The 23,011-nt window shown below is 69.0% G+C and carries 26 protein-coding genes, 1 tRNA gene and 1 riboswitch; of the genes, 17 read left to right on the top strand and 10 right to left on the bottom strand.

The features are described 5' to 3' along the window. Positions 1 to 8: 8 nt before the first annotated feature. A complete protein-coding gene (locus tag ACN675_RS01445) occupies positions 9 to 182 on the bottom strand; it encodes a hypothetical protein (RefSeq protein WP_197251285.1) in 174 nt (57 codons plus the stop codon). Positions 183 to 458: 276 nt separating this feature from the next. Between ACN675_RS01445 and ACN675_RS01450 the strand changes: the two genes are divergently transcribed. The 3 genes from ACN675_RS01450 (at position 459) to ACN675_RS01460 (ending at position 3,109) form a co-directional block, all read left to right on the top strand. Then, a complete protein-coding gene (locus tag ACN675_RS01450; RefSeq protein ID WP_420749211.1) occupies positions 459 to 1,259 on the top strand; it encodes an alpha/beta fold hydrolase in 801 nt (266 codons plus the stop codon). A 222-nt stretch (positions 1,260 to 1,481) separates the two neighbouring features. Next, a complete protein-coding gene (locus tag ACN675_RS01455; protein WP_420749212.1) occupies positions 1,482 to 2,873 on the top strand; it encodes a lysine N(6)-hydroxylase/L-ornithine N(5)-oxygenase family protein in 1,392 nt (463 codons plus the stop codon). Then, positions 2,870 to 3,109: an MbtH family protein gene (locus ACN675_RS01460; RefSeq protein ID WP_197251288.1), complete on the top strand. Its 240-nt coding sequence runs from the start codon at positions 2,870 to 2,872 to the stop codon at positions 3,107 to 3,109. Before ACN675_RS01455 ends, ACN675_RS01460 begins: the two co-directional genes overlap by 4 nt. A gap of 3 nt (positions 3,110 to 3,112) precedes the next feature. Here the strand turns inward: ACN675_RS01460 and ACN675_RS01465 are convergent, their stop codons facing one another. Continuing rightward, a complete protein-coding gene (locus tag ACN675_RS01465; protein WP_420749213.1) occupies positions 3,113 to 4,609 on the bottom strand; it encodes a threonine/serine ThrE exporter family protein in 1,497 nt (498 codons plus the stop codon). 119 nt (positions 4,610 to 4,728) lie between these two features. Between ACN675_RS01465 and ACN675_RS01470 the strand changes: the two genes are divergently transcribed. Further along, positions 4,729 to 4,803, top strand: a tRNA-Thr gene (locus ACN675_RS01470). A 95-nt stretch (positions 4,804 to 4,898) separates the two neighbouring features. Here ACN675_RS01470 and ACN675_RS01475 read toward each other — a convergent pair. The 3 genes from ACN675_RS01475 to ACN675_RS01485 form a co-directional block, all read right to left on the bottom strand. After that, positions 4,899 to 5,741, bottom strand: coding sequence for an ABC transporter (locus ACN675_RS01475; RefSeq protein WP_420749214.1), 843 nt, complete (start codon positions 5,739 to 5,741; stop codon positions 4,899 to 4,901). Between the two features lie 37 nt (positions 5,742 to 5,778). Further along, positions 5,779 to 6,093, bottom strand: coding sequence for a DMT family transporter (locus tag ACN675_RS01480; protein WP_420749215.1), 315 nt, complete (start codon positions 6,091 to 6,093; stop codon positions 5,779 to 5,781). A gap of 10 nt (positions 6,094 to 6,103) precedes the next feature. Beyond that, positions 6,104 to 6,164: riboswitch (guanidine-III (ykkC-III) riboswitch) on the bottom strand. Positions 6,165 to 6,199: 35 nt separating this feature from the next. After that, on the bottom strand, positions 6,200 to 6,406 hold the full coding sequence (locus ACN675_RS01485) for a hypothetical protein (RefSeq protein ID WP_420749216.1): 207 nt from the start codon (positions 6,404 to 6,406) through the stop codon (positions 6,200 to 6,202). A 129-nt stretch (positions 6,407 to 6,535) separates the two neighbouring features. Between ACN675_RS01485 and ACN675_RS01490 the strand changes: the two genes are divergently transcribed. The 3 genes from ACN675_RS01490 (at position 6,536) to ACN675_RS01500 (ending at position 9,850) form a co-directional block, all read left to right on the top strand. Continuing rightward, positions 6,536 to 7,243, top strand: a complete 708-nt coding sequence (locus tag ACN675_RS01490; protein WP_420749217.1) for a response regulator transcription factor — start codon at positions 6,536 to 6,538, stop codon at positions 7,241 to 7,243. Continuing rightward, complete coding sequence (locus ACN675_RS01495) at positions 7,244 to 8,650, top strand: ATP-binding protein (protein ID WP_420749218.1); 1,407 nt, start codon at positions 7,244 to 7,246, stop codon at positions 8,648 to 8,650. Positions 8,651 to 8,719: 69 nt separating this feature from the next. Further along, complete coding sequence (locus ACN675_RS01500; protein WP_420749219.1) at positions 8,720 to 9,850, top strand: alpha/beta fold hydrolase; 1,131 nt, start codon at positions 8,720 to 8,722, stop codon at positions 9,848 to 9,850. Here ACN675_RS01500 and ACN675_RS01505 read toward each other — a convergent pair. Next, positions 9,826 to 10,251: an HIT family protein gene (locus ACN675_RS01505; RefSeq protein ID WP_420749220.1), complete on the bottom strand. Its 426-nt coding sequence runs from the start codon at positions 10,249 to 10,251 to the stop codon at positions 9,826 to 9,828. The two genes, ACN675_RS01500 and ACN675_RS01505, sit on opposite strands and share 25 nt — an antisense overlap. Positions 10,252 to 10,398: 147 nt before the next feature. On the opposite strand from ACN675_RS01505, the gene purD reads away from it, so the two are divergent. The 8 genes from purD to ACN675_RS01545 all read left to right on the top strand — a co-directional run bounded on the left by purD (position 10,399) and on the right by ACN675_RS01545 (position 18,080). Next, complete coding sequence (purD, locus tag ACN675_RS01510; RefSeq protein WP_420749221.1) at positions 10,399 to 11,652, top strand: phosphoribosylamine--glycine ligase; 1,254 nt, start codon at positions 10,399 to 10,401, stop codon at positions 11,650 to 11,652. 42 nt (positions 11,653 to 11,694) lie between these two features. Then, positions 11,695 to 12,873 carry a pyridoxal phosphate-dependent aminotransferase gene (locus tag ACN675_RS01515; RefSeq protein ID WP_420749222.1) on the top strand — a complete coding sequence of 393 codons (1,179 nt, stop codon included), beginning with the start codon at positions 11,695 to 11,697 and terminating at the stop codon, positions 12,871 to 12,873. Positions 12,874 to 12,966: 93 nt separating this feature from the next. Continuing rightward, the gene (locus ACN675_RS01520; RefSeq protein ID WP_420749223.1) at positions 12,967 to 13,599 is read left to right on the top strand and encodes a TetR/AcrR family transcriptional regulator; all 633 of its coding nucleotides are present in this window, start codon (positions 12,967 to 12,969) and stop codon (positions 13,597 to 13,599) included. Positions 13,600 to 13,610: 11 nt separating this feature from the next. Next, positions 13,611 to 15,032 carry an adenylosuccinate lyase gene (gene purB / locus ACN675_RS01525; RefSeq protein ID WP_420749224.1) on the top strand — a complete coding sequence of 474 codons (1,422 nt, stop codon included), beginning with the start codon at positions 13,611 to 13,613 and terminating at the stop codon, positions 15,030 to 15,032. 108 nt (positions 15,033 to 15,140) lie between these two features. Next, positions 15,141 to 15,719: a TetR/AcrR family transcriptional regulator gene (locus ACN675_RS01530; protein WP_420749225.1), complete on the top strand. Its 579-nt coding sequence runs from the start codon at positions 15,141 to 15,143 to the stop codon at positions 15,717 to 15,719. A gap of 34 nt (positions 15,720 to 15,753) precedes the next feature. Next, the gene (locus ACN675_RS01535; protein WP_420749226.1) at positions 15,754 to 16,173 is read left to right on the top strand and encodes an HIT family protein; all 420 of its coding nucleotides are present in this window, start codon (positions 15,754 to 15,756) and stop codon (positions 16,171 to 16,173) included. Between the two features lie 75 nt (positions 16,174 to 16,248). Next, positions 16,249 to 17,283, top strand: a complete 1,035-nt coding sequence (locus tag ACN675_RS01540; protein ID WP_420749227.1) for a Dyp-type peroxidase — start codon at positions 16,249 to 16,251, stop codon at positions 17,281 to 17,283. After that, positions 17,280 to 18,080: a family 1 encapsulin nanocompartment shell protein gene (locus ACN675_RS01545; protein WP_420749228.1), complete on the top strand. Its 801-nt coding sequence runs from the start codon at positions 17,280 to 17,282 to the stop codon at positions 18,078 to 18,080. The genes ACN675_RS01540 and ACN675_RS01545 overlap by 4 nt, the downstream gene beginning before the upstream one ends. A gap of 93 nt (positions 18,081 to 18,173) precedes the next feature. On the opposite strand, the gene ACN675_RS01550 is transcribed toward ACN675_RS01545, so the two are convergent. Further along, complete coding sequence (locus tag ACN675_RS01550) at positions 18,174 to 18,662, bottom strand: MarR family winged helix-turn-helix transcriptional regulator (RefSeq protein ID WP_420749229.1); 489 nt, start codon at positions 18,660 to 18,662, stop codon at positions 18,174 to 18,176. A gap of 104 nt (positions 18,663 to 18,766) precedes the next feature. Here ACN675_RS01550 and ACN675_RS01555 point away from each other — a divergent pair, with 104 nt between their 5' ends. Next, the gene (locus ACN675_RS01555) at positions 18,767 to 19,024 is read left to right on the top strand and encodes a hypothetical protein (protein ID WP_420749230.1); all 258 of its coding nucleotides are present in this window, start codon (positions 18,767 to 18,769) and stop codon (positions 19,022 to 19,024) included. A gap of 39 nt (positions 19,025 to 19,063) precedes the next feature. Here the strand turns inward: ACN675_RS01555 and ACN675_RS01560 are convergent, their stop codons facing one another. Both ACN675_RS01560 and ACN675_RS01565 read right to left on the bottom strand, forming a co-directional pair. Then, positions 19,064 to 19,810 carry a PE-PPE domain-containing protein gene (locus ACN675_RS01560; protein ID WP_420749231.1) on the bottom strand — a complete coding sequence of 249 codons (747 nt, stop codon included), beginning with the start codon at positions 19,808 to 19,810 and terminating at the stop codon, positions 19,064 to 19,066. Between the two features lie 179 nt (positions 19,811 to 19,989). Further along, positions 19,990 to 20,412 carry a MarR family winged helix-turn-helix transcriptional regulator gene (locus ACN675_RS01565; protein ID WP_420749232.1) on the bottom strand — a complete coding sequence of 141 codons (423 nt, stop codon included), beginning with the start codon at positions 20,410 to 20,412 and terminating at the stop codon, positions 19,990 to 19,992. An 84-nt stretch (positions 20,413 to 20,496) separates the two neighbouring features. Here ACN675_RS01565 and ACN675_RS01570 point away from each other — a divergent pair, with 84 nt between their 5' ends. Beyond that, entirely contained in the window at positions 20,497 to 22,335 is a 1,839-nt protein-coding gene (locus ACN675_RS01570; RefSeq protein WP_420749233.1) for an ABC transporter ATP-binding protein, read from the top strand. Position 22,336: 1 nt separating this feature from the next. Here the strand turns inward: ACN675_RS01570 and ACN675_RS01575 are convergent, their stop codons facing one another. Continuing rightward, entirely contained in the window at positions 22,337 to 23,005 is a 669-nt protein-coding gene (locus ACN675_RS01575; protein ID WP_420749234.1) for an isochorismatase family protein, read from the bottom strand. Positions 23,006 to 23,011: the final 6 nt, after the last annotated feature.

A 23,011-nucleotide genomic window follows, 5' to 3' on the forward strand; every position in this document is an offset into this window, starting at 1 on the left:
GCGGACGGTCAGGCGGACTTGTCGGTCGGTCCGATGCCGAGCATCGAGAGCAGCATGCGGCACTCGTCGGCGTCCTCGGCATAGGCCGCGACGACGCGCTGCGCCTGGCGGGCAGTCTGTTCGGCTACGGGCTCGAGGTCTTCGTCGGCGATGTCGTTGTCGGTGGTCACGTCGGCGGCCATGATGTTTCCTCCCGGGAGTGCTGCTCGGCTCGAGCAGGCCATTCGTAGTTCGACTCTAGGAGAACCGGACATGCCCACGCCAGCCGCGACCGGGGCACTGCGTGCCGGGGTGAGGTCTGTATCGATAAGGGGCCGGCTCCGCACTGCCCTGCGGCTGTGCGCTCGCCGCGTTCCTGCGGGCCGTCGGGTGGGCCGTGCCGCGCGGTACGGTGGACGCGGCCCGTGCGCTCGTCCCGGCGAGGCCGACACGCAGCGACGTTTTCGAGGAAGGTCTTCATGCCCATAGCGACGATCAACGGCATCCCGCTGAACTACCAGGTCAAAGGGACCGGCGACCTCGTTGTACTCATCATGGGGACGGGGAGCCCCGGCCGCGTGTGGGACCTGCATCAGGTGCCGGCGCTGGTCAAGGCGGGCTACCGCGTGGCCACGTTCGACAATCGCGGGATCGCTCCGTCGGGGGAGAGCCTCGGCGGAATGACGATCGACGATCTCGTCGCCGACACCGCGGGCCTGATCGAACTGCTCGGCGGACCTGCCCATGTCGTCGGGACGTCGATGGGCGCCCGCGTCGCGCAGGAACTCGCGCTGGCCCGGCCGGAGCTGGTGCGCAAGGCGGTCTTCCTGGCCGGTCACGCGCGGATGGACCAGTTCCAGCTCACGCTGACCGAGGGTGAACGTCAGTTGTACGACAACGGCGTCGAGCTGCCGCCGAAGTACCGGGCCGCGGTCACCGCTGTGATGAACCTGTCCCCGGCGTCGCTCGTGGACGCGAATGCCGCGCGCGACTGGCTCGACGTGTTCGAGTTCACCGGCGGCAAGACCTCGCCGGGCGTGCGGGCACAGCTTTCGATGGACCGCGAGTTCGATCGACGCGCCGCCTACCGGGCGATCACGGTGCCGTGCCTCGCGGTCGGATTCGCCGACGACAGGATGATTCCGGCGTACCTGTCGAAGGAGGTCGCCGACGCGATCCCGAACGCCCTCTACGAGGAGATTCCCGACGCCGGTCACTACGGGTACCTCGAGCAGCCCGAGTCGGTGAACAAGGTGGTACTGGACTTCCTGGCCGGCTGAGGCCCCGAACTCGCGACCGACGAGCGCGGTGGGATCGAACGTGATCCCGCCGCGCTCAACTTGTTTCGGGACTTTCGCCCTGGGAATCCGGTTGCCGATCGGAGGTCACCACTAGCGACACAAGTATTGGTAGGCTCACCGAACAAAGGATAGCCTGAGCTATCTTTTCCGAGTCGATCGAATCCGCCTGCGGCTGTGGCCCCCGAGCACGAAAGATGAGTGATGACCGATCGATACAGCGCGCCCTCCGAGGCTTCGGAGGTGCCGGACTTCCCGCCGGACAACGTCCTCGACATCGTCGGTATCGGATTCGGGCCCGCCAATCTGGCGTTGAGCATCGCGATCGAAGAACACAACGCAGCCGAGTCGGATGCGCCGGTCCGGGCGCGATTCTTCGAGAAGCAACCGTCGTTCTCCTGGCACCCGGGGATGCTCCTCGAGGGAGCCACGATGCAGATCGCCTTCCCCAAGGACCTGGTCACCTTCCGGAATCCGACCAGTAGCTACAGCTTCTTCTCCTACCTTCACGCGTGCGGCCGCCTCGTCGACTTCGTCAATCACCAGACCTTCTTCCCCACCCGCCACGAGTTCCAGGACTACCTGCAGTGGGCGGCCGGACGGGTCGATGCCGACGTCCGCTACGGCACCGAGGTCACCGGCGTCGACGCCGTGCGCGACGGCACCGGCAAGGCGGAACTGTTCGCGGTCCGCACCGCCGAAGGCGAGGTCGTCTACGCCCGCAACGTGGTACTGGGCATCGGCCTTCGTGCCCGGATTCCCGAGTGGGCCAACGAATCCGCGCGCTGCTTCCACAACCACCAGTTCCTTTTCCACCTCGCCGAGATGCCGGCGCCGGTGCATCAGCGGTTCGTCGTCGTCGGTGCCGGGCAGTCCGCCGCCGAGGTCGTGCAGTACCTCCATCGCAACTACCCCGACGCCGAAGTACACAACGTCTTCAACCGTTTCGGATACAGCCCCGCCGACGACAGCCCCTACGCGAACCGCATCTTCGATCCGAGCACCGTCGACGAACTCCACAGCGCGCCCCACGAGGAACGCGCTCGCCTGCTCGAGCTGCACCGCGGCACCAACTACTCGGTCGTCGATCCCGACCTGATCGCCGAGATCTACGCGACCGAATACCGCGAGCGCGTCTCGGGCAAGCGGCGGCTGTTCATGCGCCGGGCCTCGGAGATCACCGGTGTCGAGGAGACGGCGACCGGGATCGAGGTGCAGGTGCACAGTGGACTCGACGGCCTCGACCACACGCTCATGTGCGACGCCGTCGTCCTCGCCACCGGATTCACCCCGGCGCCGCTGACCCCGCTGCTCGGCGACCTCGCGCCCGCCGAGACGCCGCTGCGCGACGTCGGCCGCGACTACCGGCTGCCCACACCCGACGACATCGACGGCGGAATCTATCTGCAGGGCGGTACAGAGAAGACCCACGGCATCACCGCGTCGCTGCTGTCGAATACGGCGATCCGGGCAGGTGAGATCCTCGGTGCAGTGCTGGAACGGCGCGGGGCGAACCTGGCAGGCGGCCATGGGGAGCTCTCGCTCCTTGGTAGGATTCCCGACCAGCACACCTACGCAACAAGTGAGGCGAGATGAGCACGAATCCATTTGATGACGAAGACGGCCGCTTTTACGTCCTCGTGAACGACGAGGAGCAGTACTCGCTGTGGCCGACCTTCGCTGAGGTCCCCCAGGGATGGCGGGTCGTGTTCGGCGAGGAATCGCGCGCTGCATGCGTCGAGTACGTCGAGCAGAACTGGACCGACATGCGTCCGAAGAGCCTGCGCGACGCCATGGAGGCCGACGAAAAGGCTCGTCAGGCCAACTCCTGACCCTCAGCCTTTCCGGAAGTCACGCCGCAAGCGACCGAAGCGCGGCGTGACTTTCGTCGTTTCCGGGCTCTCGTAGCTCCGCGTCCGCCGCGCCCTGGTCCGGCGCAGCGACGGCCGGCGCAGCGCACCCGATCGGCGCATGCTGCGCGGGTAGCGCGCGGTCCGGGCCATCCACTCGCCGAGTGTGACGCCGGCCGCGAGTCCGCAGCCGATCCCGAACGCGGCAAACAGGGCGGTCAACCCGACCAGCAGTTCCGACTGCAGGATCGCGTACAGACCGCGGTACAGCGCCAGGCCCGGTAGCAGCGGTGTGATTCCGGCGACCGCGACGACGAGCGGCGGAGTGTAGGCGCGGCGGGCCATCAGGCCACCGGCGAAGCCGACCACCGTCGCCGCGGTCGCCGACGCGATGATCGGGCCGACGCTCAGCCCCAGGGCCAGCTGGTACACCAGGGCACCGGCCGCGCCGCCCAGGGCCGCTGCCGTCAGTGCGCGCCGCTCGGCGTAACAGGCCAGGGCGAAGAACAGCGACGCGGCGGCACCGGCCGCGAACTGCGTCGGCAACTGTGTCAGACCCGTCTGCGCGACGTAGGAGATGACCGGCAGTTCCGCGCCCAGCAGGACGGCGACCCGCAGTGTCGTCGCCACGCCCGCGATGATCCCGCCGGTCATCATGACCAGCTCGAAGAAGCGGGCCGATGCCGTGATGGGCGCGCCCGTGATCGCGTCCTGCACCGAACCGACCAGCGACAGGCCCGACAGCAGCACCGTCACCCCGGCCGCGATGATCAGTCCCGGCGACACCGAGACCCCCAGCGGTTCTCGGAACGCGTACAGCGTGATCGCCGGCGCGGTCGCGATGATGCCGCCGACCAGGTGCTGGAAGAAGAACGGCAGGCCGAGTCCGTTGAGGAACCGGTTCATCCGGTCGATCACCAGCGTCGACACGAACGCGACGGCCGCGACCAAGAGGCCACCGCCGAGCAGTATCCCGATCGACGCCGCCATCGCCGACCAGGCGAAGGTCGCGACCCACCGGTTGTAGGGGTGCGGAGCCGACGTGATCGCGAGCAGTTCCTCTCGGGCCTGGGCCGGGGAGATCGCGTCCCGCCTGATCCGGCGGGTCAGCCGGTCCACCGCCGCGAGCCGGGTGAAGTCCATCGACCGGTAGTGCACGATCCGCATCGTGCTCGCCGGCGGCATCGTCGGGCCCCGATGCGCCGACAGCACGATCGAGTTGTAGGTCACGTCCACGTCGCAGCGCGCCAGCCCGTAGGTCGCCGCGACGAACTGCACCTGGTCCGAGGTATCGATCGCGCCGGTGCCGGAGGCGAGGAGCACTTCGCCGACCCGCACCGCGACGTCGAGGGCTTCGGCGACCGTCGCGTCGTCGGTCAGATCGATCGGCTGCAGCGGCGCCGGAGCCTCGGTGACCGCGTCGACGGTCGCCCGCCGATCCAGCACGAGTTTTCCGAGCATCGCGCTCAGCACGTTCACCATCGCGTGCCCCCGGGGATGGGAACCAGGATCGTCGCCGGGGAAACCATGCACCCCACCGTAACCAAACCGGCCGGTGGCGCGAGGGGGCTGTGATGCCTATATGATGAGCGCGCTTCACTGCCTCCTTAGCTCAGTGGTAGAGCACTCGCCTTGTAAGCGAAAGGTCGTCGGTTCAATCCCGACAGGGGGCTCCACGATCGGCCGGGGTGCCGATTCGCGCTCCAAAAAGACATCCGCACACGGCCTGGACGTGTGCGGATGTCTTTTCGCTCTGCGGCTGCGTCGTACGTCAGCCGGGTGGTGGCAGTTCGCCCTTTCCGGTGGCGCCACCGCTGCGCAGCCAGCGGCCCGGCAGCTTGCCCGCGAGATCGCCGAGCGGTCCCACGGCACCGCGCAGCAGTTCCACCGTTTCCTGCAGCAGGTCGATGCTCAGGTGCATCTGCTGGATGCCCGGGGTCAGCTGCGCGAGGGTCTCGGACAGCGACACGATCTGGTCGAGCGGGCCACCCTCGGCGAGCAGTCGTTCGAGCGCGCCGCGTTCGGACAGCAGGACGTCGAGGACACCGCCCTCCGCGAGCGCGCGTTCCACGACACCGCCGGGTTTGATCGCGGTGTCGACGATGCCGCCGGGGGCGGTCAGCCGTTCGACGGCGCCGTCGCGGGCCAGCAGTCGCTCGAGCGGGCCGTCGGGTGCGGTGAGCCGATCGAGCAGGCCACCCTCGGAGAGCAGGCGGTCGAGGGCGCCGTCGTCGGCCAGGACCCGATCCAGCGGGCCGCCGGGTGCGGTGATCCGGTCGAGGGCTCCTCCCGGCACGAGCAGTCTCTCGAGGATGCCATCGGGTGCGGTGAGCCGGTCGACGGCGCCGCCGGGGGCGAGCAACCGGTCGAGCGGGCCACCCGGTCGCAACGCGTGCCCGAGCGGGCGGTTGTCGGACGCGAGCTCGGACACCTGCTGCAACAGTCCCAGGGTTCCGCGGGTATCGGTGAGACCGACCGCGCCGAGCGTGTCGTAGGTCGCGGGGGAGACGGCCACGCGGACCGTGCCGATGACGGACTCCGCGATCCCGAGCGCGGTGTCCGCCGCGGTCAGGCCGACCCGGAGCGGGAATGCGATCGCGGACGCCAGATTCATGGGTTCACTGTAACCACAGGACACACGAGAAAACGGTCTAGTGAAGCGCCTTCAATCCGATGACACACCCGACGATTCCGAGGATGAGGAGGATTTTGGCCACCGAGACGGTCTCTCCGCCGGTGACCATCGCGAATCCGACGGTGAGCGCCGCGCCGATCCCGACCCACACCGCGTACGACGTGCCGACCGGCAGCGTGCGCATCGCGTACGCGAGGCCGGCCATGCTGACCAGCAGGGCGACGACGAAGAGGACGGACGGTCCGAGGCGGGTGAATCCGGCCGAACGGCTGAGCGCGGTGGCCCACACCGCTTCGAGGACACCGGAAAAGACGAGAACGATCCATGCCATGACGAGCTCCACTGCACCGTCTTGTCGCTGGCCGGGTACGGTGCGCTCGTCCGGGTGTCGATCGACGGTCTGTAGTCTAGCGAACTTTTCTCGCGGCGGCCCGAGGTCAGGACGCCCGCAGCGCCGTCGCGGACACCCGCAGCTCGGTGCAGCCGCAGCCGCCGGACAGTTCCGAGCAGTCGATGATCAGGCTGTGGCGGACCGACGCGAGATCGGTGCAGTCGGGGTCGGTGCATTCGATCTCGACAATGGCATGCACAACGAGAGTTCCGTGGCAGTGGTCCAGTTCGGCGAGGCAGGCGGAGCACGACATGTCCCCATTGTTAACACCGGGGTCCGACAGGTGTGTGAGGCGCGCCTGTCGCCGGCTACCCGACTCTGCTCTGCACTGCCAGCGTTCTCACAGGAAGTAGTCAGCGACCGGACAGCCGCCTCCGAGACAATGGGTGGCGTGACCGTTCCCGAAGCGCGAATCCTGATCGTCGACGACGAGCCGAACATCGTCGAGCTGCTGGCGGTGAGCCTGAAATTCCAAGGGTTCGAGGTCGCGACCGCGTCCAACGGCACCGAGGGCCTCGACCGGGCCCGCTCCTTCCGCCCGGACGCGGTGATCCTCGACGTGATGATGCCCGGCATGGACGGGTTCGGGATGTTGCGTCGTCTGCGCGCCGACGGCGTCGACGCTCCCGTGCTGTACCTCACCGCGAAGGACTCCGTCGAGGACAAGGTGTCGGGCCTGACGCTCGGTGCGGACGACTACGTCACCAAGCCGTTCAGCCTCGAGGAGGTCATCGCGCGGGTGCGTACGATCCTGCGCCGCGCCGGGAAAGTGTCCGAGGAAGACCGTTCGTCGCGAATCGCCTTCGCCGACATCGAACTCGACGACGAGACCCACGAGGTGTGGAAGGCCGGACAGCCGGTGTCGCTCTCGCCCACCGAGTTCACCCTGCTGCGGTACTTCATGATCAACGCGGGCACGGTGCTCAGCAAACCGCGCATCCTCGACCACGTGTGGAACTACGACTTCGGTGGCGAGGTGGGGGTCGTCGAGTCGTACGTGTCCTACCTGCGGCGCAAGATCGACACCGGCGACCGGCCGCTCATCCACACGCTGCGTGGCGTCGGATACGTGATGCGCGAGCCGAAGTAGATGCGCCGCCTGCCCGCCCTGCCGCTGCGATTCACCCTCGTCGCCGCGCTGCTCGTGCTGTCGGGGCTCGGGTTGCTGGCGTCCGGGATCGCGGTGACCTCGTCCCTGCAGGGGTCGCTGCTGAGCCGGATCGACCGCGACCTGCACGACGCCGCGTACGGCTGGGCCAGGCCGCTCGGACCCCGTCCGGATCTGCCGCCTCCGGTGGTGGGTCCGGAGCGGCCGCCGAGCCCGTTCTACGTGCAGGTCCTGAATCCGGACGGCACGGTGCGGGTCACGATCAACGATCGGTCGGCGGCACCGGCACTGCCGGGCGGGCCCACGCCGGAACCGGTGACCGTCGGGTCCGTCGGCGACTCCGGCCCCCGGTGGCGGGTGCTGACCGCCGCCAACCCCGACGGCGGCACCACCACCGTCGCGATGAGCCTGGAGGAGACCGGCGAGACGGTCGGGCGGCTCGTCGTCCTGCAGCTCGGGATCGGCGCCGTGGTGCTGGTCGTGCTGGGCGTCGCCGGCTACTTCGTGGTCCGGCGCAGCCTGCGCCCGCTTCGTGAGGTGGAACGCACCGCGGTCGCGATTGCGGGCGGTGACCTGCACGAACGTGTGCCGGAGCGGGATCCGCGCACCGAGGTGGGGCGATTGTCCGTGGCTCTGAACTCGATGCTCGCGCAGATCCAGTCGGCGTTCGCGGCGACCGCCGCGTCCGAGGAGTCGGCGCGCCGCTCGGAGGAGAAGATGCGCCGGTTCGTCGCCGACGCGGGGCACGAGCTGCGCACCCCGCTGACCACGATCCGCGGATTCTCCGAGCTGTACCGGCAGGGGGCCAGCCGCGACACGGATCTGCTGATGACCCGGATCGAGAACGAATCGCGCCGCATGGGAGTCCTCGTCGAGGACCTGCTCATGCTGGCCCGTCTCGACGCGCAGCGGCCCCTCGAGCGGAAGTCCGTGGACCTGCTGGCCCTCGCCGCCGACGCCGTGCACGGGGCCCGCGCAGTTGCGCCGGACCGCACGATCGGGCTCGAGGTCATCGACGGGCCGGGCACCCCCGAAGTGCTCGGCGACGTGGTGCGACTGCGGCAGGTCGTCGACAATCTCGTCACCAATGCGCTCACGCACACCCCGGCCGATGCGTCGGTGACCGTGCGGGTCGGCACCGTCGGTGACGACGCCGTGCTCGAGGTCGCCGACACCGGACCGGGACTGGCCGAAGAGGACCGGGAGCGGGTGTTCGAACGTTTCTACCGCGTCGACACCTCGCGGACCCGCGCGTCCGGCGGCAGCGGTCTGGGTCTGTCGATCGTCGCGGCGCTGGTCACCGCGCACGGCGGCACCGTCGACGTCGACAGCGAGGTCGGCCGGGGCGCGACGTTCCGCGTGCTGTTGCCGCGGCGGCAGGTGCACTGAATTTCCCGGCAATTTTCTCCGTTACGGTGTCTGCAGAGCAGGTCTCGTCACGCTGGAGGAAAACCGAGCATGGGCATCACCGAGATGGCACGCGGTGCGGCCGGCGCTGCGTTCGGCGCGGCCCGCAACACCTGGTCGTTGTTCGCGGGCGGCGGGATCGCGCCGCCGCACCGCACCCCGTCGGTGGTCGTCGGCGACGGCCCGCACCGCACCCTGCGCCGATTCGGCCCGGAGGATGCCGGGGACCCGGTCCTGCTCGTCACCCCGCTCGCTGCGCCGTCGAGCTGCTACGACCTGATGCCCGACCAGAGCGTGGTGCAGTACCTCGTCGATCTGGGCCGCAGCGTCTACGTCCTCGACTACGGGCCGATGAACGTCGACGACCGCGACCTCGGATTCGAGGTGTGGATCGACGACATCGTGCCCGAAGCGATCCACCGGGTCTCCGAGCTGAGCGGCAACCGTGAGGTCGACCTCGTCGCGTGGAGCCTCGGCGGGACCATCTGCCTGCTCACCGCCGCCGCGCACCCGGAGCTCCCGATCCGGTCGATCGCCGCGTTCGGCACGCCGATCGACTACACGCGGATCCCGCTGCTCGCGGCCGCGCGGCTCGCGGGACGATACGTCGGTGATCCTGTCCTGGCCGGGGTGTCACGCGTCCTCGGCGGTGTCCCGGCACCACTCGTGCAGATCGGCTACCGCGCGACCGCTCTCGAGCGGGAACTGTTGCGGCCGTGGTTCATCGCCCTGAACATCGCCGACGCCGACCGGCTGGCCCGCATGGAATCGATCGACCGGTTCCAGGCCGGGATGTTCGGTTATCCGGGACGGTTGTTCCACGAGATGGGCATGCGCCTGACCGTCGCCAACGACCTCGCGTCCGGGAAGGCGCGGTTCGGGAAGCGCACGATCGATCTCGCCGCGGTCACCGTTCCGGTGCTCGCGCTGGCCGGAACCGAGGACGTCCTGGCGCCGGTCCCGGCCGTCGAAGCGATCACCGGTGTCCTGCCGAACGCGGCGGTCCGGTTCGCGACCGCGCCCGGCAGTCACCTAGGTCTGCTCACCGGGCCCACCGCGCGCACCACGTCGTGGGTGCACCTGGCGCAGTTCCTGGCCGACCCGCACGGAACGCCGCAGGACCCGGCGAGCAACCTCGAATCCGAGATTCGGGACGCTCAGTCCGGGACGTTGGCGCCGTAGCCCAGTTCCCGCAGCGCCGCGCGGATCTTGTCGCGGGCCTCGTCGAGCGACTCCGGCGACGGGTCGCGCTCGGCCTGGGAGATGTCGAAGTCGCCCAGGTCGTAGGCGGGGAACACGTGCAGGTGCAGGTGCGGAACCTCGAGTCCGGCGATGAGCAGGCCCGCGCGGGGGGAGTCGTACGCCGCGCACACGGCACGACCGATGATGCGGGCGACGCCGTTCGTCTTGGCCCAGAGTTCGTCGTCGACGTTCTGCCAGTGGTCCACCTCCTCGCGGGGGACCACGAGCACGTGGCCCGGGTTGATCGGGTTGATGGTGAGGAACGCGACGACGTCGTCGTCCTGCCAGACGAAGCGACCCGGCAGGTCGCCGGCGATGATCATGCTGAATACGGAAGCCATGTCGGGGAGGATAGGCGGCGAGGTATCCGCTGAGGAGATGGACACCCGCCAACGGATAAACCGTAGACGGATGACTTTTCGGTGAGCGGATCCGACGGTCCGCCCGGCTGAAACCGCGGCACCGGGCAGTCCCGTAGTCTGTCCTGCGTGCGCGTACTCGTTATCGGCTCCGGTGCCCGTGAACATGCTCTCGTCCTGGCTCTTTCCCGCGACCCGGGGGTGACCGCGGTCCTCGCCGCACCCGGCAACGCCGGAATCGCGCAGGTCGCCGAACAGTTCCCGGTCGACGCCGCCTCCGCCGAGCAGGTCGTCGCGCTCGCGAAGGAACAGAACGTCGACCTCGTCGTGATCGGCCCCGAGGTCCCGCTGGTGCTCGGTGTCGCCGACGCGGTGCGTGCCGCGGGCATCGCATGCTTCGGCCCGTCGGCCGCGGCCGCCCGCATCGAGGGATCGAAGGCGTTCGCCAAGGACGTCATGAACGCGGCGGGTGTGCGGACCGCGCACAGCGAGGTCGTCGATTCGCCCGGCGTGCTCGACGAGGCGCTGGATCGCTTCGGCCCGACCTGGGTCGTCAAGGACGACGGACTGGCCGCCGGCAAGGGCGTGGTCGTCACCACCGATCGCGCCGCCGCGCGCGATCACGCCGCCGAGATCCTCGAGAACGGGCACCCGGTCCTGCTCGAATCGTTCCTCGACGGCCCCGAGGTCTCGCTGTTCTGCCTGGTCGACGGTGAAACCGTCGTTCCGCTGCTGCCGGCCCAGGACCACAAGCGCGTCGGCGACGGGGACACCGGACCCAACACCGGCGGAATGGGCGCGTACACCCCGCTGCCGTGGCTGCCCGACGGGACCGTCGACGTCATCGTCGAGGAGGTCGTCCGGCCGGTCGCCGCAGAACTCGTGAACCGCGGCTGCGGCTTCTCCGGGCTGCTGTACGCCGGTCTGGCGATCGGTAAGGACGGCCCCGCGGTCGTCGAATTCAACTGCCGCTTCGGCGACCCCGAGACGCAGGCCGTTCTCGCGCTGCTCGAGTCCCCGCTCGGTGAGGCGCTCGCCGCCACCGCCAACGGCACCCTCGTGGACCTGCCGCCGTTGCGCTGGCGCGACGGCGCCGCCGTGACGGTCGTGCTGGCCGCCGAGTTCTACCCGGCCAGCCCCCGCACCGGCGACGTCATCACCGGCGCCGACGCCGAGGGCGTGCTGCACGCCGGCACCAAGCGCAACGAGTCCGGCGCGATCGTCTCGGCCGGTGGCCGTGTGCTCAGCGTGGTCGGTGTGGGCGCCGATCTCAGCGCGGCCCGCGACCACGCCTACGCGACGCTCGCCGGAATCAAGCTGCCCGGTGGGCATTTCCGCACCGACATCGGGCTCGCCGCCGTCGAGGGCCGCATCACCGTCTGACCGGTTTCCCGTCGGCGGACGGCGAGTACTACCGTCGGATCCGTGCGAAACGAATCCCGGCGATCGAACATCGAGACCTTCCACGTCATGGATGTGTGGAAGGCCGCGGCCGAACGTCAGCGCACCCACGGCGACGTCCTGTCGCTGGCGGCCGGGCAGCCGTCGACGCCGGCGCCCGCACCGGTGCTGCGCGCGACCCACCGTGCGATCGACGACGAACTGCTCGGCTACACCGAGACCTTCGGGATCCTGCCGCTGCGCGAGGCGATCGCCGCCTACCACCGCGACCGCTACGGCATCGACGTCGACGCAGACGACGTCGTGGTCACCACCGGATCGTCGGGTGCGTTCACGCTGTTGTTCCTCGCCGCGTTCGACCCCGGTGACACCGTCGTCGTCGCGCGGCCCGGGTATCCGGCGTACCGCAACACGCTCGCGGCGCTCGGCTGCAACGTGGTCGAGCTGGACTGCGGTCCGGACACCCGCTACCAGCCGACCGTCGCGATGCTCGAGGCGCTCGACACCCCACCTGCGGGTCTGATCGTCGCGAGCCCCGCCAACCCGACCGGCACCATGATCGAGCCGGAGGAACTGGCCGCGCTCGCCCGCTGGTGCGACGACCACGGTGCCCTGCTGATCTCCGACGAGATCTATCACGGCATCGAGTTCGCCACCCCGGGCACACCGGCCACGTCGACCGCCTGGGCGACGTCCCGCGAATCGGTGGTCGTCGGATCGGTGTCGAAGTACTTCTCGATGACCGGGTGGCGACTCGGCTGGATTCTGGTGCCGCAGTCACTGCAGCGCGCGCTGCAACGGCTCGCCTCGAACATGACGGTCTGCCCTCCGGCGATCTCCCAGTACGCGGCGACCGAGGCATTCGGTGCCGAGGCCCGCGCCGAGCTGGACGGGCACGTCGAGCGCTACGCCCGGAACCGGGATCTGCTGCTGGCGGGACTGCCCGCGATGGGGATCACGAAGCTCGCGCCCGCCGACGGCGCGTTCTACGTGTACGCGGACATCGCGCACCTGCTGCGACCCGGTGAGACGTCCACCGCGTGGTGCTCGCGGCTGCTGCACGACACCGGGGTCGCGCTCGCTCCGGGAATCGACTTCGACACCGTCCGCGGCGACGAGACGGTCCGGTTGTCGTTCGCCGGTGCGACCGCCGACATCGAGCAGGCGCTGGAGCGCTTGCGCACCTGGCTGCAGCCCTCCTGACGGCACGCCGTGCCCGGGCATCACACCTAGGGCGATGTCGTGCTTACGGCCGTTTTCCCCTGGTGGAGCGGCCCGGACTGTCACGATGACAGTGTGACGACAGCTGCCACACCGAAAGGCGAGCGGCGCCGCCAGGCGCTCGTCGAATCGGCAGCCGAGCTCATCCTCGAGGGCGGTATCGACGCCGTCCGTCACCGCGCTGTCGCGAACCGGGCGGGCCTGCCGCTCGCATCCACGACCTACTATTTCGAATCCCTCGACGAGCTGGTGGTGTGCGCGTTCCAGCACAACTCGTGCCGGGAACTGGAAGAGATGCGTGCCCGCGTCGAGGAGGTGACCCCGTGCCGCCGCAGCCTCGAGTCGACCGCCGAATTGATCATCGACCTGCTGGTGGGGCCCCGCGGTGTCGGCGAGCTCGAGCGTGAGCAGTTGATCTCCCGGTACGAGCGGTGCGTGGCGACCGCGCGTCACACCGAGCTGCGCGACGTCCAGCTGCATGCCCGGCGGATCGTCGACGAATTGCTCACCGATCTGCTGGAACGCTGCGGCCGCATCGTCGATCCGACGCAGATCCGCAGGCTCGTGGCGGCAGTCGACGGAGCCGTCCTGGGTGCTCTCGGCGAGCTCGATCCCGATCCGCGCGGATTGGCCCGCGGGCTCCTGCTCGACGTCGTCGGGAGTGTCGCGCCGCCTGCCGACACCGATCCGGTGAGTCCCGACCCGTAAACTGTGCGGTTGTGAGCCTGATCCCGAACGTCCTTGCCACCCGTTATGCCAGCCCCGAGCTTCGGGAACTGTGGTCACCGCAGCACAAGATCGTGCTCGAACGGCAGCTGTGGCTGGCGGTGCTGCGGGCACAGGCCGAGCTGGGTATCGACGTTCCGGCCGAGGCTCTGGCCGACTACGAGCGGGTCCTCGAGAACGTGGACCTCGACTCGATCGCCGCGCGCGAGCGCGTCACCCGGCACGATGTGAAGGCCCGCATCGAGGAGTTCAACGCGCTCGCCGGGCACGAGCACGTGCACAAGGGCATGACCAGCCGCGACCTCACCGAGAACGTCGAGCAGCTGCAGGTGCTGCGGTCGCTCGAGCACGTGCACGCGCACGGTGTCGCGATCGCGGCGCGGCTCGCCGAGCGGGCCGCCGAGTACTCCACCGTGGTCATGGCCGGCCGCTCCCACAACGTCGCGGCGCAGGCCACGACCCTCGGCAAGCGATTCGCGTCGGCCGCCGACGAGCTGCTCATCGCGCTGACGCGGCTGCGGGAGCTCATCGACCGCTACCCGCTGCGCGGCATCAAGGGCCCGATGGGCACCGCCCAGGACATGCTCGACCTGCTCGACGGGGACGCAGGCAAGCTCGAGCAGCTCGAACGGAAGGTCGCCGAGCACCTCGGCTTCTCGCACGTCTTCACCAGCGTCGGCCAGGTGTACCCGCGGTCGCTGGACCACGATGTGCTCTCCGCGCTCGTTCAGATCGGAGCCGGTCCGTCGTCGCTGGCCCACACGATCCGGCTGATGGCCGGGCACGAGCTGGTCACCGAGGGCTTCCAGCCCGGCCAGGTCGGGTCCTCCGCCATGCCGCACAAGATGAACACGCGTTCGTGCGAGCGCGTCAACGGTCTGCAGGTGGTGCTGCGCGGCTACGCGTCGATGGCCGCCGAACTGGCCGGCGCCCAGTGGAACGAGGGCGACGTATTCTGCTCGGTGGTGCGCCGCGTTGCGCTGCCCGACGCGTTCTTCGCCGTCGACGGCCAGATGGAGACGTTCCTGACGGTGCTCGCCGAGTTCGGTGCCTACCCGGCGGTGATCGAGAAGGAACTCAACCGGTACCTGCCGTTCCTCGCCACCACGAAGGTGCTGATGGCGGCGGTGCGCGCCGGGGTCGGGCGGGAGACCGCCCACGAGGTCATCAAGGAACACGCGGTGGCGGTGGCGCTCGCGATGCGCGAGGAGGGGCGCGAACCGGATTTGCTGGATCGCCTCGCCGCCGACGAGCGGCTGCCGCTCGACCGCGCGGCACTCGAGGCCGCGCTCGCCGACCGCTCCGCGTTCGTGGGGGCGGCCGAAGCACAGGTCGCGTCCGTGGTCGAGAGTGTAAACGACCTCGTCGCGAGGTATCCGGAGGCGGCGAAGTACACGCCGGCTCCGATTCTCTGAGCGCGACGCGCCGCAACGCCCGGGGGGGACGTTCGATCGGGTAACAGATAAGACAGGGGAGAGAAATTGTCCGACAAGCACGAGAACTCCGGGCGTATTCGAGACGCAGTGCGCACGCGTGCTGCGCTGCTCGACGCCGCCCAGGAGATCTTCCTCCGGGACGGCTACGCCGCTGCCGCAACCGAAGAGATCGTGGTGCAGGCAGGGGTGACCCGCGGTGCTCTGTACCACCACTTCGCGAACAAGCGCGAGCTCTTCCGGGGTGTCATCGAGCGCATCCAGCTCGAGGCCGAGGACACTCTGGGGAAGCACGATCCCGAGACGTCCGAGTGGGACAGTTTCTCTCGCGCAATCCTGGCGACGCTGGATGCGGTGTACGCTCCTGCGACCCGCAGGTTGCTGCTCATCGAGGCACCGGCGGTGCTCGGGTGGGCGGAGGTTCGCGAAACCCACCGCCACACGACGATCCGCAGGATTCAGCATTCCCTGAGGGCGATCGCTCGCGAGAACGGGGATCTGTCGGAACCCTCACCCGTGATGGCACACCTGTTGCTCGCCGCGATCGAGGAAGCGATGCTGTACCTCGCGCACAGCGACGACCCGGTGCGTGACCGTCCGGAGGTCGAAGCGCAGCTGATGCGCCTGCTCGACGTCGTCCGTCCGGTGCCGGTGCGGGGCATCGCGTGATCCTGCCGGCACCACCGGTTGCGGGCTCGCGGTAATGACCGACTGCGTCTTCTGTGCGATCGTCGCAGGTGAGGCGCCGGTCAGCGTCGTGCTCGACGAGCCGGACGTGATCGCGTTCATGGACATCCGGCCGTTCACGGCCGGACATCTGCTGGTCGTTCCCAAGCGTCACGTGTCGGGTCTGGGAGGACTCGATCCCGAGGACGGGGCGCGCGTCTTCGACGCGGGCCGGCGCATCGCCACCGCGCTGCGTTGCGGCGACCTGCCCGTCGACGGCGTGAACCTCTTCCTGGCCGACGGCGCCGCCGCGGGGCAGGAGGTCTTCCACGTCCACCTGCACGTCATTCCGCGCAGGCGCGGTGACGGGTTCGGTCTGCGCGGTGTACCCCGCAGTCCGAACCGGACCGTGCTCGACGGTACTGCCGCCGCGATCCGCGACGCCCTGTCGCGGTAGCGGTGGCGCCGTCGGAGTGATACGAACGGCGGGTTGCGACGGGATTTGTCCGACCCGGTGTTCTACGGTGCTCTTGTGGCCCGTGCGCAACCGATCCTGACGCCGCTCACCGAGGCGGCGATCTTCCTCGTCGCGACCGTCGACGAGGGTGGTGAATCCGACGTCCGTGACCTGCTCGAAGACCTTGCGGGTCTGCGCCGCGCGGTGGGATTCCGGATCCCCGACGGTGGTCTGTCCTGCGTCGTGGGTATCGGCTCCCACCTGTGGGACCGGCTGTTCGACGGTCCGCGGCCGGCCGAGCTGCACGAGTTCGTCGAACTCGACGGGGGAGTACACCGTGCCCCGTCGACTCCCGGCGACCTGCTCTTCCACATCCGGGCCTCCTCGCAGGACCTGTGCTTCGAGCTCGCCGCCAAGATCAACGACAGGTTGCGCGCGGTGGCGACCTTCGTCGACGAGGTGCACGGCTTCCGCTACTTCGATCGTCGCGACCTGCTCGGTTTCGTCGACGGCACCGAGAACCCCGAGGACGACGACGCGGTCGCCGCAGCTCTCGTCGGCGACGAGGACGCCGAGTTCGCCGGTGGTAGCTACGTGATCGTGCAGAAGTACCTGCACGACCTCGAGTCGTGGAATGCGTTGACGGTCGAGGAGCAGGAACGCGCGATCGGGCGGACCAAACTCGACGACATCGAGCTCGACGACGACGTCAAGCCGTCGAACTCGCACGTTGCACTCAACAACGTCACCGACGCGGACGGCAACGAACGGCAGATCGTGCGCGCCAACATGGCGTTCGGGAGTATCGGCAGCGGCGAATTCGGCACGTATTTCATCGGATACGCGGCCTCGCCGGACGTCACCGAGCAGATGCTGCGCAACATGTTCCTCGGCGATCCGCCGGGCAACCACGATCGGATTCTCGACTTCTCCACGGCGGTCACCGGTGGATTGTTCTTCTGCCCGGCCGCCGAGTTCCTGGAGGATCTTCCCGCACCGCGCCGGGTCGTGAACGTCGAAGCGGGCGAGGAGCCCGTCGACGGGCGTTCGACGACACCGGGCGACGGATCACTCGGAATAGGCACCCTCAGAAGGAGTTCGACGCGATGAACAACCTCTACCGCGATCTCGCCCCGATCACCGATGCCGCGTGGGCGTCGATCGAGGAGGAGGCGATCCGCACCTTCAAGCGGCACGTCGCCGGCCGCACGGTCGTGGACTTCTCCGGTCCGCACGGCACCGATTTCGCCGCGGTCGGGCTGGGGCGCACCGAGACGATCGCCGCTCCCGCCGAGGGTGTGCAGTCGCGGCGGCACCGGGTCGCGCCACTCGTCGAGCTACGGGTGCCGTTCACGCTGTCCCGAGAGGAGATCGACAACGTCGAGCGCGGCGCACAGGACTCCGACTGGGACCCGGTGAAGGAGGCTGCGAAGAAGATCGCGTTCGCGGAGGACCGCGCGATCTTCGAGGGCTACGCGGCGGCCGGGATCGAAGGGATCCGCGCGAGTTCGTCGAATCCGGCGCTGCACCTGCCGGAGGATCCGCGCGACATTCCCGAGGCGATCAGCCAGGCCTTGTCGCAGTTGCGTCTCGCCGGTGTCGGCGGCCCGTACTCGGTGCTGCTCGGCGCCGACGAGTTCACGAAGGTCAGCGAGACGGCCGATCACGGCTACCCGATCCGGGAACAGATCCGCCGGCTCATCGACGGCGACATCATCTGGGCTCCCGCGATCGACGGCGCGTTCGTGCTCAGCACCCGCGGCGGCGACTTCGACCTGCAGATCGGCCAGGACCTGTCCATCGGGTATCTGTCGCACGACGCCGAGACCGTGCAGCTGTACTTCCAGGAATCGCTGACGTTCCTCGTCTACACGGGCGAGGCGTCCGTCGCGCTCCGCACCGCCTGACTCGTAGGCACCGAATCGCCGGACGGCCGCGCGCAGCCGGGCGCGCGCGGCCGGGCGTTCGGCGGGTTTGTGCCCCGGCCTACCGAGGCGGCATCACTTGTGTTGCAGCGCACCGGCTTTCAATGCCGCCGCGTTGACGCGGCTCAGGACGGCATGCAGCTCCTCGAGTTCGGAGATGTCCACGCCGAGCGTGTCGACGACGGTACCGGGCACGGTCTCGGCGCGGCTCCGCAGCGCGCGACCCTCGTCGGTGAGGTCGACGACGAGCTGCCGTTCGTCGGCGGTGCTGCGGGTGCGTGTGATCAGCCCGAGCGCCTGCAGGCGCTTGAGCAGGGGCGACAGGGTGGGCGAGTCGAGCTGCAGGACGCGCCCGATCTCCTTGACGGACAGCGGTGCCTGCTCCCACAGGACGAGCATCACCAGATACTGCGGATGGGTCAGTCCCAACGGCTCGAGGATCGGCCGGTAGACCGCGAGCACTGCGCGATTGGCCACGGCGAGCGCGAAACACACCTGACGGTCGAGCGCCAAGGGATCGTCCGCGCGGGTCGGTGTGTACGGAGCGGCGGTGTCGGAGCTCATCTCGTCGAGGATACCAACAGTTAGTGCACGAACTTGTGAGGCTCGATCTGTCGTCGATCGACGTAGCACCCCCACGGTCGATTAGTTTAGGCTAGCCTAACGCCATGATCGACGACCTCATCGAACTCGCGTTTGCCCAGGGTGCCGTGCGCGGGGTGTCCGTGGCCGCCGACGGCTGCGACGAGTACCTGCTCGCTTCCACGGAGACGGCGCCTGCGATTCGGGTGTGGGTGCGTCCCGACGGCCGCTTCTCGCGGGCGTCCGACGGCGAGGGCTGCCACGTGACGCTCGGTCAGGTCGTCGACAGGTGCGGCATCACCTACGACCGCCGCCGGGACGGTTCCCTCGTGCGTCGAATGTAGGCAGTGCGGCGATCGTAGGCAGTGCGGCCGATGTGGGCGTCAGCGCACGTAGTCGGGATATTCGGTGTGCAGGAGCAGGTATCCGGCGAGGTCCTCGATGAGCCAGTGCTCGCTGTCCTCCGGTGTCCGGGCGTCGCACACCGCATCGCCCGCGAGGCAGACGCGGTCCACCCGGATGTCACCGAAATCGTGGCGTCCGCCCGTGAGCGTGATGCCCGGGGCCACCTGTCCGGGGAACTGGGACTCGACGCCGTTCTCGTCGCGCGGATCCGCGTAGAGCACACCCCGGATGCGGTCCGGAGGAACCGAACCGTCGTGCGCGATCTCGGCCAGGACATCGCCCGCGACCGCGGCCCCCTGGGAGTAACCGAGCACGACGAGCTCCGAGTTCGGGCACGCCGCGTGCTCCCGCGTGATCGCCTCGCGCAACCGGCTCTTGCCGATGGCCTTCGACTCGTCGTATGCGATGCCGTCCGAGCCCTTGCTGGAACCGGAGTCCGGCACCGGCACGACCACCGCGGGATAGCGGATGTGTTCGACGACCGTGCCCGGCCGGCGGTAGCGCTCCGAGATCAGCGCCAGCGGCGACTCCGGATCCAGGGAGTCGAAGGAATCGAGGTTCTTCGTGCCGTCGACCGCGAGCACGAAACGCTCGGGGCAGGGGCCGGTTTCGCCCGGTGTCGCACCGGCGACCGGCGACGTCAGGAGGGCGGACAGCGTGGTGATCGCGAGCGCCGCCGTCACCAGGCCGAAGCCGCGACGAACCGATTCGGGTGAGTCGACCATGCCGAACCTCCTGGGACCATGTGCCGTCGAACAATCGCAGGGTACCTAGGTTTGTGATCCGTGCTCGTCCTCCGAACGAACCATTCCGGATGTGGCGCTCGTCATGGCGTCGCAAGCCGCCGATCGGGAAGACGGCCGCGCGCTGTTGTCCATCCGGATTGCGGGAACTGCGGACTCCGTCAGGACTCGACGAGCTTGCGCAGGATCCGTGCGAGCTCGGCGCGGTCGTGGTCGTCGAGCGGGGCGAAGAACTCGCCGGCCTCGGCGTCGCGCGCCGCTTCGAGTTGCCGGGCGAGGTCGCGTCCCGCGTCGGTCAGCTGCACGCACACCGCGCGGCGGTCGGCGGGATCGGGAATCCGTTCGGTGAGGCCGCGGGCCTCGAGCCGGTCGATCACCTCGGTGGCCGAGCGCGGCACGATCCGCAGCGCCTTGGCGACCTCGCCGAGCCGCAGCGGGGATCCGTCGGAGCCGCCGACGACGCGCAGTGCGCGGTGCTCATGAGGTGACAAATGCCACGGTTCGAGGGTCTCGTGCCAGCGTCGTCGCAGCGTGCGGGTGGCCGTGATCAGCAGATCACGCAAGGTTGCGGGTGAATCGGCCATGGAATGAAGAGTACCGCATTTGACGTTTACCTCTTAGTGAGGCAACCTCAATACGTTACATCGACTCAGAAGGAGGTGGTGTACATGATGCACCTCCCCCCGGGCGGCGGTCCCGGCCCCGGACGACGGGGCAAGGTCGACCCCCTCGATCGACGCCAGCTTCAGGACTCACCCGTCAGCCTGCGCCGTATCGGTGCCCTCTTCGCCCCCTACCGCTGGCAGATCGGACTCGTGGTGGCGCTCATCGTCACCTCGTCCGTGATCTCCCTCGCCAGCCCCTTCCTCGTCCGCGCGGCCATCGACCACGCCATCCCCGAACAGAACGTGTCGCTGCTGCTGTGGGTCGTCGCCGGCATGCTCGCGGTGACCGTCGCCTCCTCGGTGCTCGGCGTCGCCCAGACCTGGATCTCCACCACCGTGGGCCAGCGCATCATGCACGGCCTGCGCACCCGCGTCTTCACCCACCTGCAGCGTCAGTCCCTGAGTTTCTTCACCCGCACCCGCGGCGGTGAGATCCAGTCCCGGCTGACCAACGACATCGGCGGAATGCAGAACGTCGTGACCTCCACGGCCACGTCGATCGCCGCCAACATCACCACCGTCGTCGGCACCGCCGTCGCGATGGCCGTATTGAGCTGGCGCCTGTCGCTGCTCTCGCTCGTGGTGCTGCCGCCCGCGATCTGGCTGACCCGCAAGGTCGCACTCATGCGCCGCGAGGTCACCGCGCGTCAGCAGCGCCGCCTCGCCGACATGCAGACCCAGATCGAAGAGGGCCTGTCCATCAGCGGTGTGCTCCTGTCCAAGACGCTCGGCACCGGACCGTCCATGTCCCGTCGCTTCGCGGACACCTCCGCCGAACTCGCGGACCTCGAGGTCCACGCGCAGCTGTCGGGCCGGTGGCGCATGGCCACCATGAACATCGTGTTCGCGGCGATCCCCGCGGTGCTGTACCTCGTGGCCGGCCTGCCCGCGACCTCCGGCGGCATGACCATCGGCACCCTGGTCGCGTTCACCGGCCTGCAGGCCGCGCTGTTCCGCCCCCTCATGAGCCTGCTCGACGTGGGCGTGTCCGTCACCGCGTCGCTGGCCCTGTTCAGCCGGATCTTCGAATATCTGGACCTGATCGTGGAGATCGACGAACCCGCAGAGCCGGTCCGGCTCGGCCTCGACCGGGTCGCCGGAGCGGTGCGCTTCGAGGACGTGAGCCTGTACTACCCGGGCTCCGACCGTCCCGCGCTCGACCACATCGATCTCGACGTACCGGCCGGCGCGCAGATCGCCCTCGTCGGCGAGACCGGTTCCGGCAAGACCACACTCGGCTCGCTCGTCGCTCGCCTCCACGACCCGACGACCGGCCGCGTCACGATCGACGGTGTCGATCTGCGCGACCTTCCGCTCTCCGACGTCGCCGCACTCGTCGGTGTCGTCTCGCAGGAGACCTACCTGCTGCACGCGACCGTGCGGGAGAACCTGCGCTACGCCAAGCCCGACGCCACCGACGCGGAAATCGAGGACGCCGCGCGCGCCGCGCAGATCCACGACCAGATCGTCTCGCTCCCCGACGGATACGACACGCTCGTCGGCGCCCGCGGGCACCGCTTCTCCGGTGGTGAGAAGCAGCGCCTCGCGATCGCCCGGACGCTGTTGCGGGATCCGCGGATCCTCGTGCTCGACGAGGCGACCAGTGCGCTCGACAACGAGACCGAACGGGCCGTTCAGCAGGCACTCGACGCCGCGCGCAGCGGACGCACCACGATCACCATCGCCCACCGCCTCTCGACGGTGCGGGCGGCCGACGCGATCGCGGTGCTCGACCGGGGCCGCATCGTCGAACTGGGCAGCCACGATGAACTTCTCGCACGCGACGGCCGCTACGCGGAGCTCGCGATGCGACGCGACGAACGCGTCACCGCAGCCGCATAGGTCAGGCTCGGGCCGTGGCCAGGTCCCCGGCGACGTTCGCCGACGCCAGCGCGTCGACGACGTCGCCGGTGGGAAGCACGACCGCGCAGCGCGAGGCCACGTAGTTCAGAGCATCGACGTGCTCGCGCCGCGAGAAGTCGGCGGTGCCGTCGGAGACGAAGAAGACCTGGATGTCGTTCATGAACCCGTCGAGCGCGGTGGTCAGGCAGCCGATGTGCGCGTAGACCCCGGTGACGATCAGCTGGTCGCGGCCCCACGCGCGCATCCGCTCGAGCAGGTCGGTGCGGATGAACGCGCTGTAGCGCCACTTGGTGAGCAGGACGTCGTTCTCGTGCGGAGCCAGGTCGTCGATGATTGCGGTCTCGGCCGGATCGGCCGTCAGACCCGGACCCCAGAAGTCGAGCAGCAGAGCGCGATCGGCGGGATCCTGGTTGCCGGGCTGCGCGGTGTAGACGACCGGCACGCCCGCCGCGTGCGCGGAGTCGCGGATCCCGTCGATGTTCGGTACCACCGTCGCGAGGGGGTCGGCGGAGCGGTCGAACGAGCGCACGAAGTATTCCTGCATGTCGTGCACGAGCAGCACCGCACGCTCGGGGTCGATCGTCCAGGACACCCTGTTCGCCGGCTGTTCGTCGGGCAGCGGATAGGACACGGACTCGGGAAGGGCCATGAGCTT

This window comes from Rhodococcus sp. O3 (assembly GCF_048897285.1).
Taxonomy (GTDB): Bacteria; Actinomycetota; Actinomycetes; order Mycobacteriales; family Mycobacteriaceae; genus Rhodococcus.

Excerpts from the sequence above, each read along its gene's own strand:
- ACN675_RS01445 (WP_197251285.1), bottom strand. The coding sequence starts at position 182 with ATGGCCGCCGACGTGACCACCGACAACGACATCGCCGACGAAGACCTC.
- ACN675_RS01450 (WP_420749211.1), top strand. The coding sequence starts at position 459 with ATGCCCATAGCGACGATCAACGGCATCCCGCTGAACTACCAGGTCAAA.
- ACN675_RS01455 (WP_420749212.1), top strand. The coding sequence starts at position 1,482 with ATGACCGATCGATACAGCGCGCCCTCCGAGGCTTCGGAGGTGCCGGAC.
- ACN675_RS01460 (WP_197251288.1), top strand. The coding sequence starts at position 2,870 with ATGAGCACGAATCCATTTGATGACGAAGACGGCCGCTTTTACGTCCTC.
- ACN675_RS01465 (WP_420749213.1), bottom strand. The coding sequence starts at position 4,609 with ATGGTGAACGTGCTGAGCGCGATGCTCGGAAAACTCGTGCTGGATCGG.
- ACN675_RS01475 (WP_420749214.1), bottom strand. The coding sequence starts at position 5,741 with ATGAATCTGGCGTCCGCGATCGCATTCCCGCTCCGGGTCGGCCTGACC.
- ACN675_RS01480 (WP_420749215.1), bottom strand. The coding sequence starts at position 6,093 with ATGGCATGGATCGTTCTCGTCTTTTCCGGTGTCCTCGAAGCGGTGTGG.
- ACN675_RS01485 (WP_420749216.1), bottom strand. The coding sequence starts at position 6,406 with ATGTCGTGCTCCGCCTGCCTCGCCGAACTGGACCACTGCCACGGAACT.
- ACN675_RS01490 (WP_420749217.1), top strand. The coding sequence starts at position 6,536 with ATGGGTGGCGTGACCGTTCCCGAAGCGCGAATCCTGATCGTCGACGAC.
- ACN675_RS01495 (WP_420749218.1), top strand. The coding sequence starts at position 7,244 with ATGCGCCGCCTGCCCGCCCTGCCGCTGCGATTCACCCTCGTCGCCGCG.
- ACN675_RS01500 (WP_420749219.1), top strand. The coding sequence starts at position 8,720 with ATGGGCATCACCGAGATGGCACGCGGTGCGGCCGGCGCTGCGTTCGGC.
- ACN675_RS01505 (WP_420749220.1), bottom strand. The coding sequence starts at position 10,251 with ATGGCTTCCGTATTCAGCATGATCATCGCCGGCGACCTGCCGGGTCGC.
- ACN675_RS01535 (WP_420749226.1), top strand. The coding sequence starts at position 15,754 with ATGACCGACTGCGTCTTCTGTGCGATCGTCGCAGGTGAGGCGCCGGTC.
- ACN675_RS01545 (WP_420749228.1), top strand. The coding sequence starts at position 17,280 with ATGAACAACCTCTACCGCGATCTCGCCCCGATCACCGATGCCGCGTGG.
- ACN675_RS01550 (WP_420749229.1), bottom strand. The coding sequence starts at position 18,662 with ATGAGCTCCGACACCGCCGCTCCGTACACACCGACCCGCGCGGACGAT.
- ACN675_RS01555 (WP_420749230.1), top strand. The coding sequence starts at position 18,767 with ATGATCGACGACCTCATCGAACTCGCGTTTGCCCAGGGTGCCGTGCGC.
- ACN675_RS01560 (WP_420749231.1), bottom strand. The coding sequence starts at position 19,810 with ATGGTCGACTCACCCGAATCGGTTCGTCGCGGCTTCGGCCTGGTGACG.
- ACN675_RS01565 (WP_420749232.1), bottom strand. The coding sequence starts at position 20,412 with ATGGCCGATTCACCCGCAACCTTGCGTGATCTGCTGATCACGGCCACC.
- ACN675_RS01570 (WP_420749233.1), top strand. The coding sequence starts at position 20,497 with ATGATGCACCTCCCCCCGGGCGGCGGTCCCGGCCCCGGACGACGGGGC.
- ACN675_RS01575 (WP_420749234.1), bottom strand. The coding sequence starts at position 23,005 with ATGGCCCTTCCCGAGTCCGTGTCCTATCCGCTGCCCGACGAACAGCCG.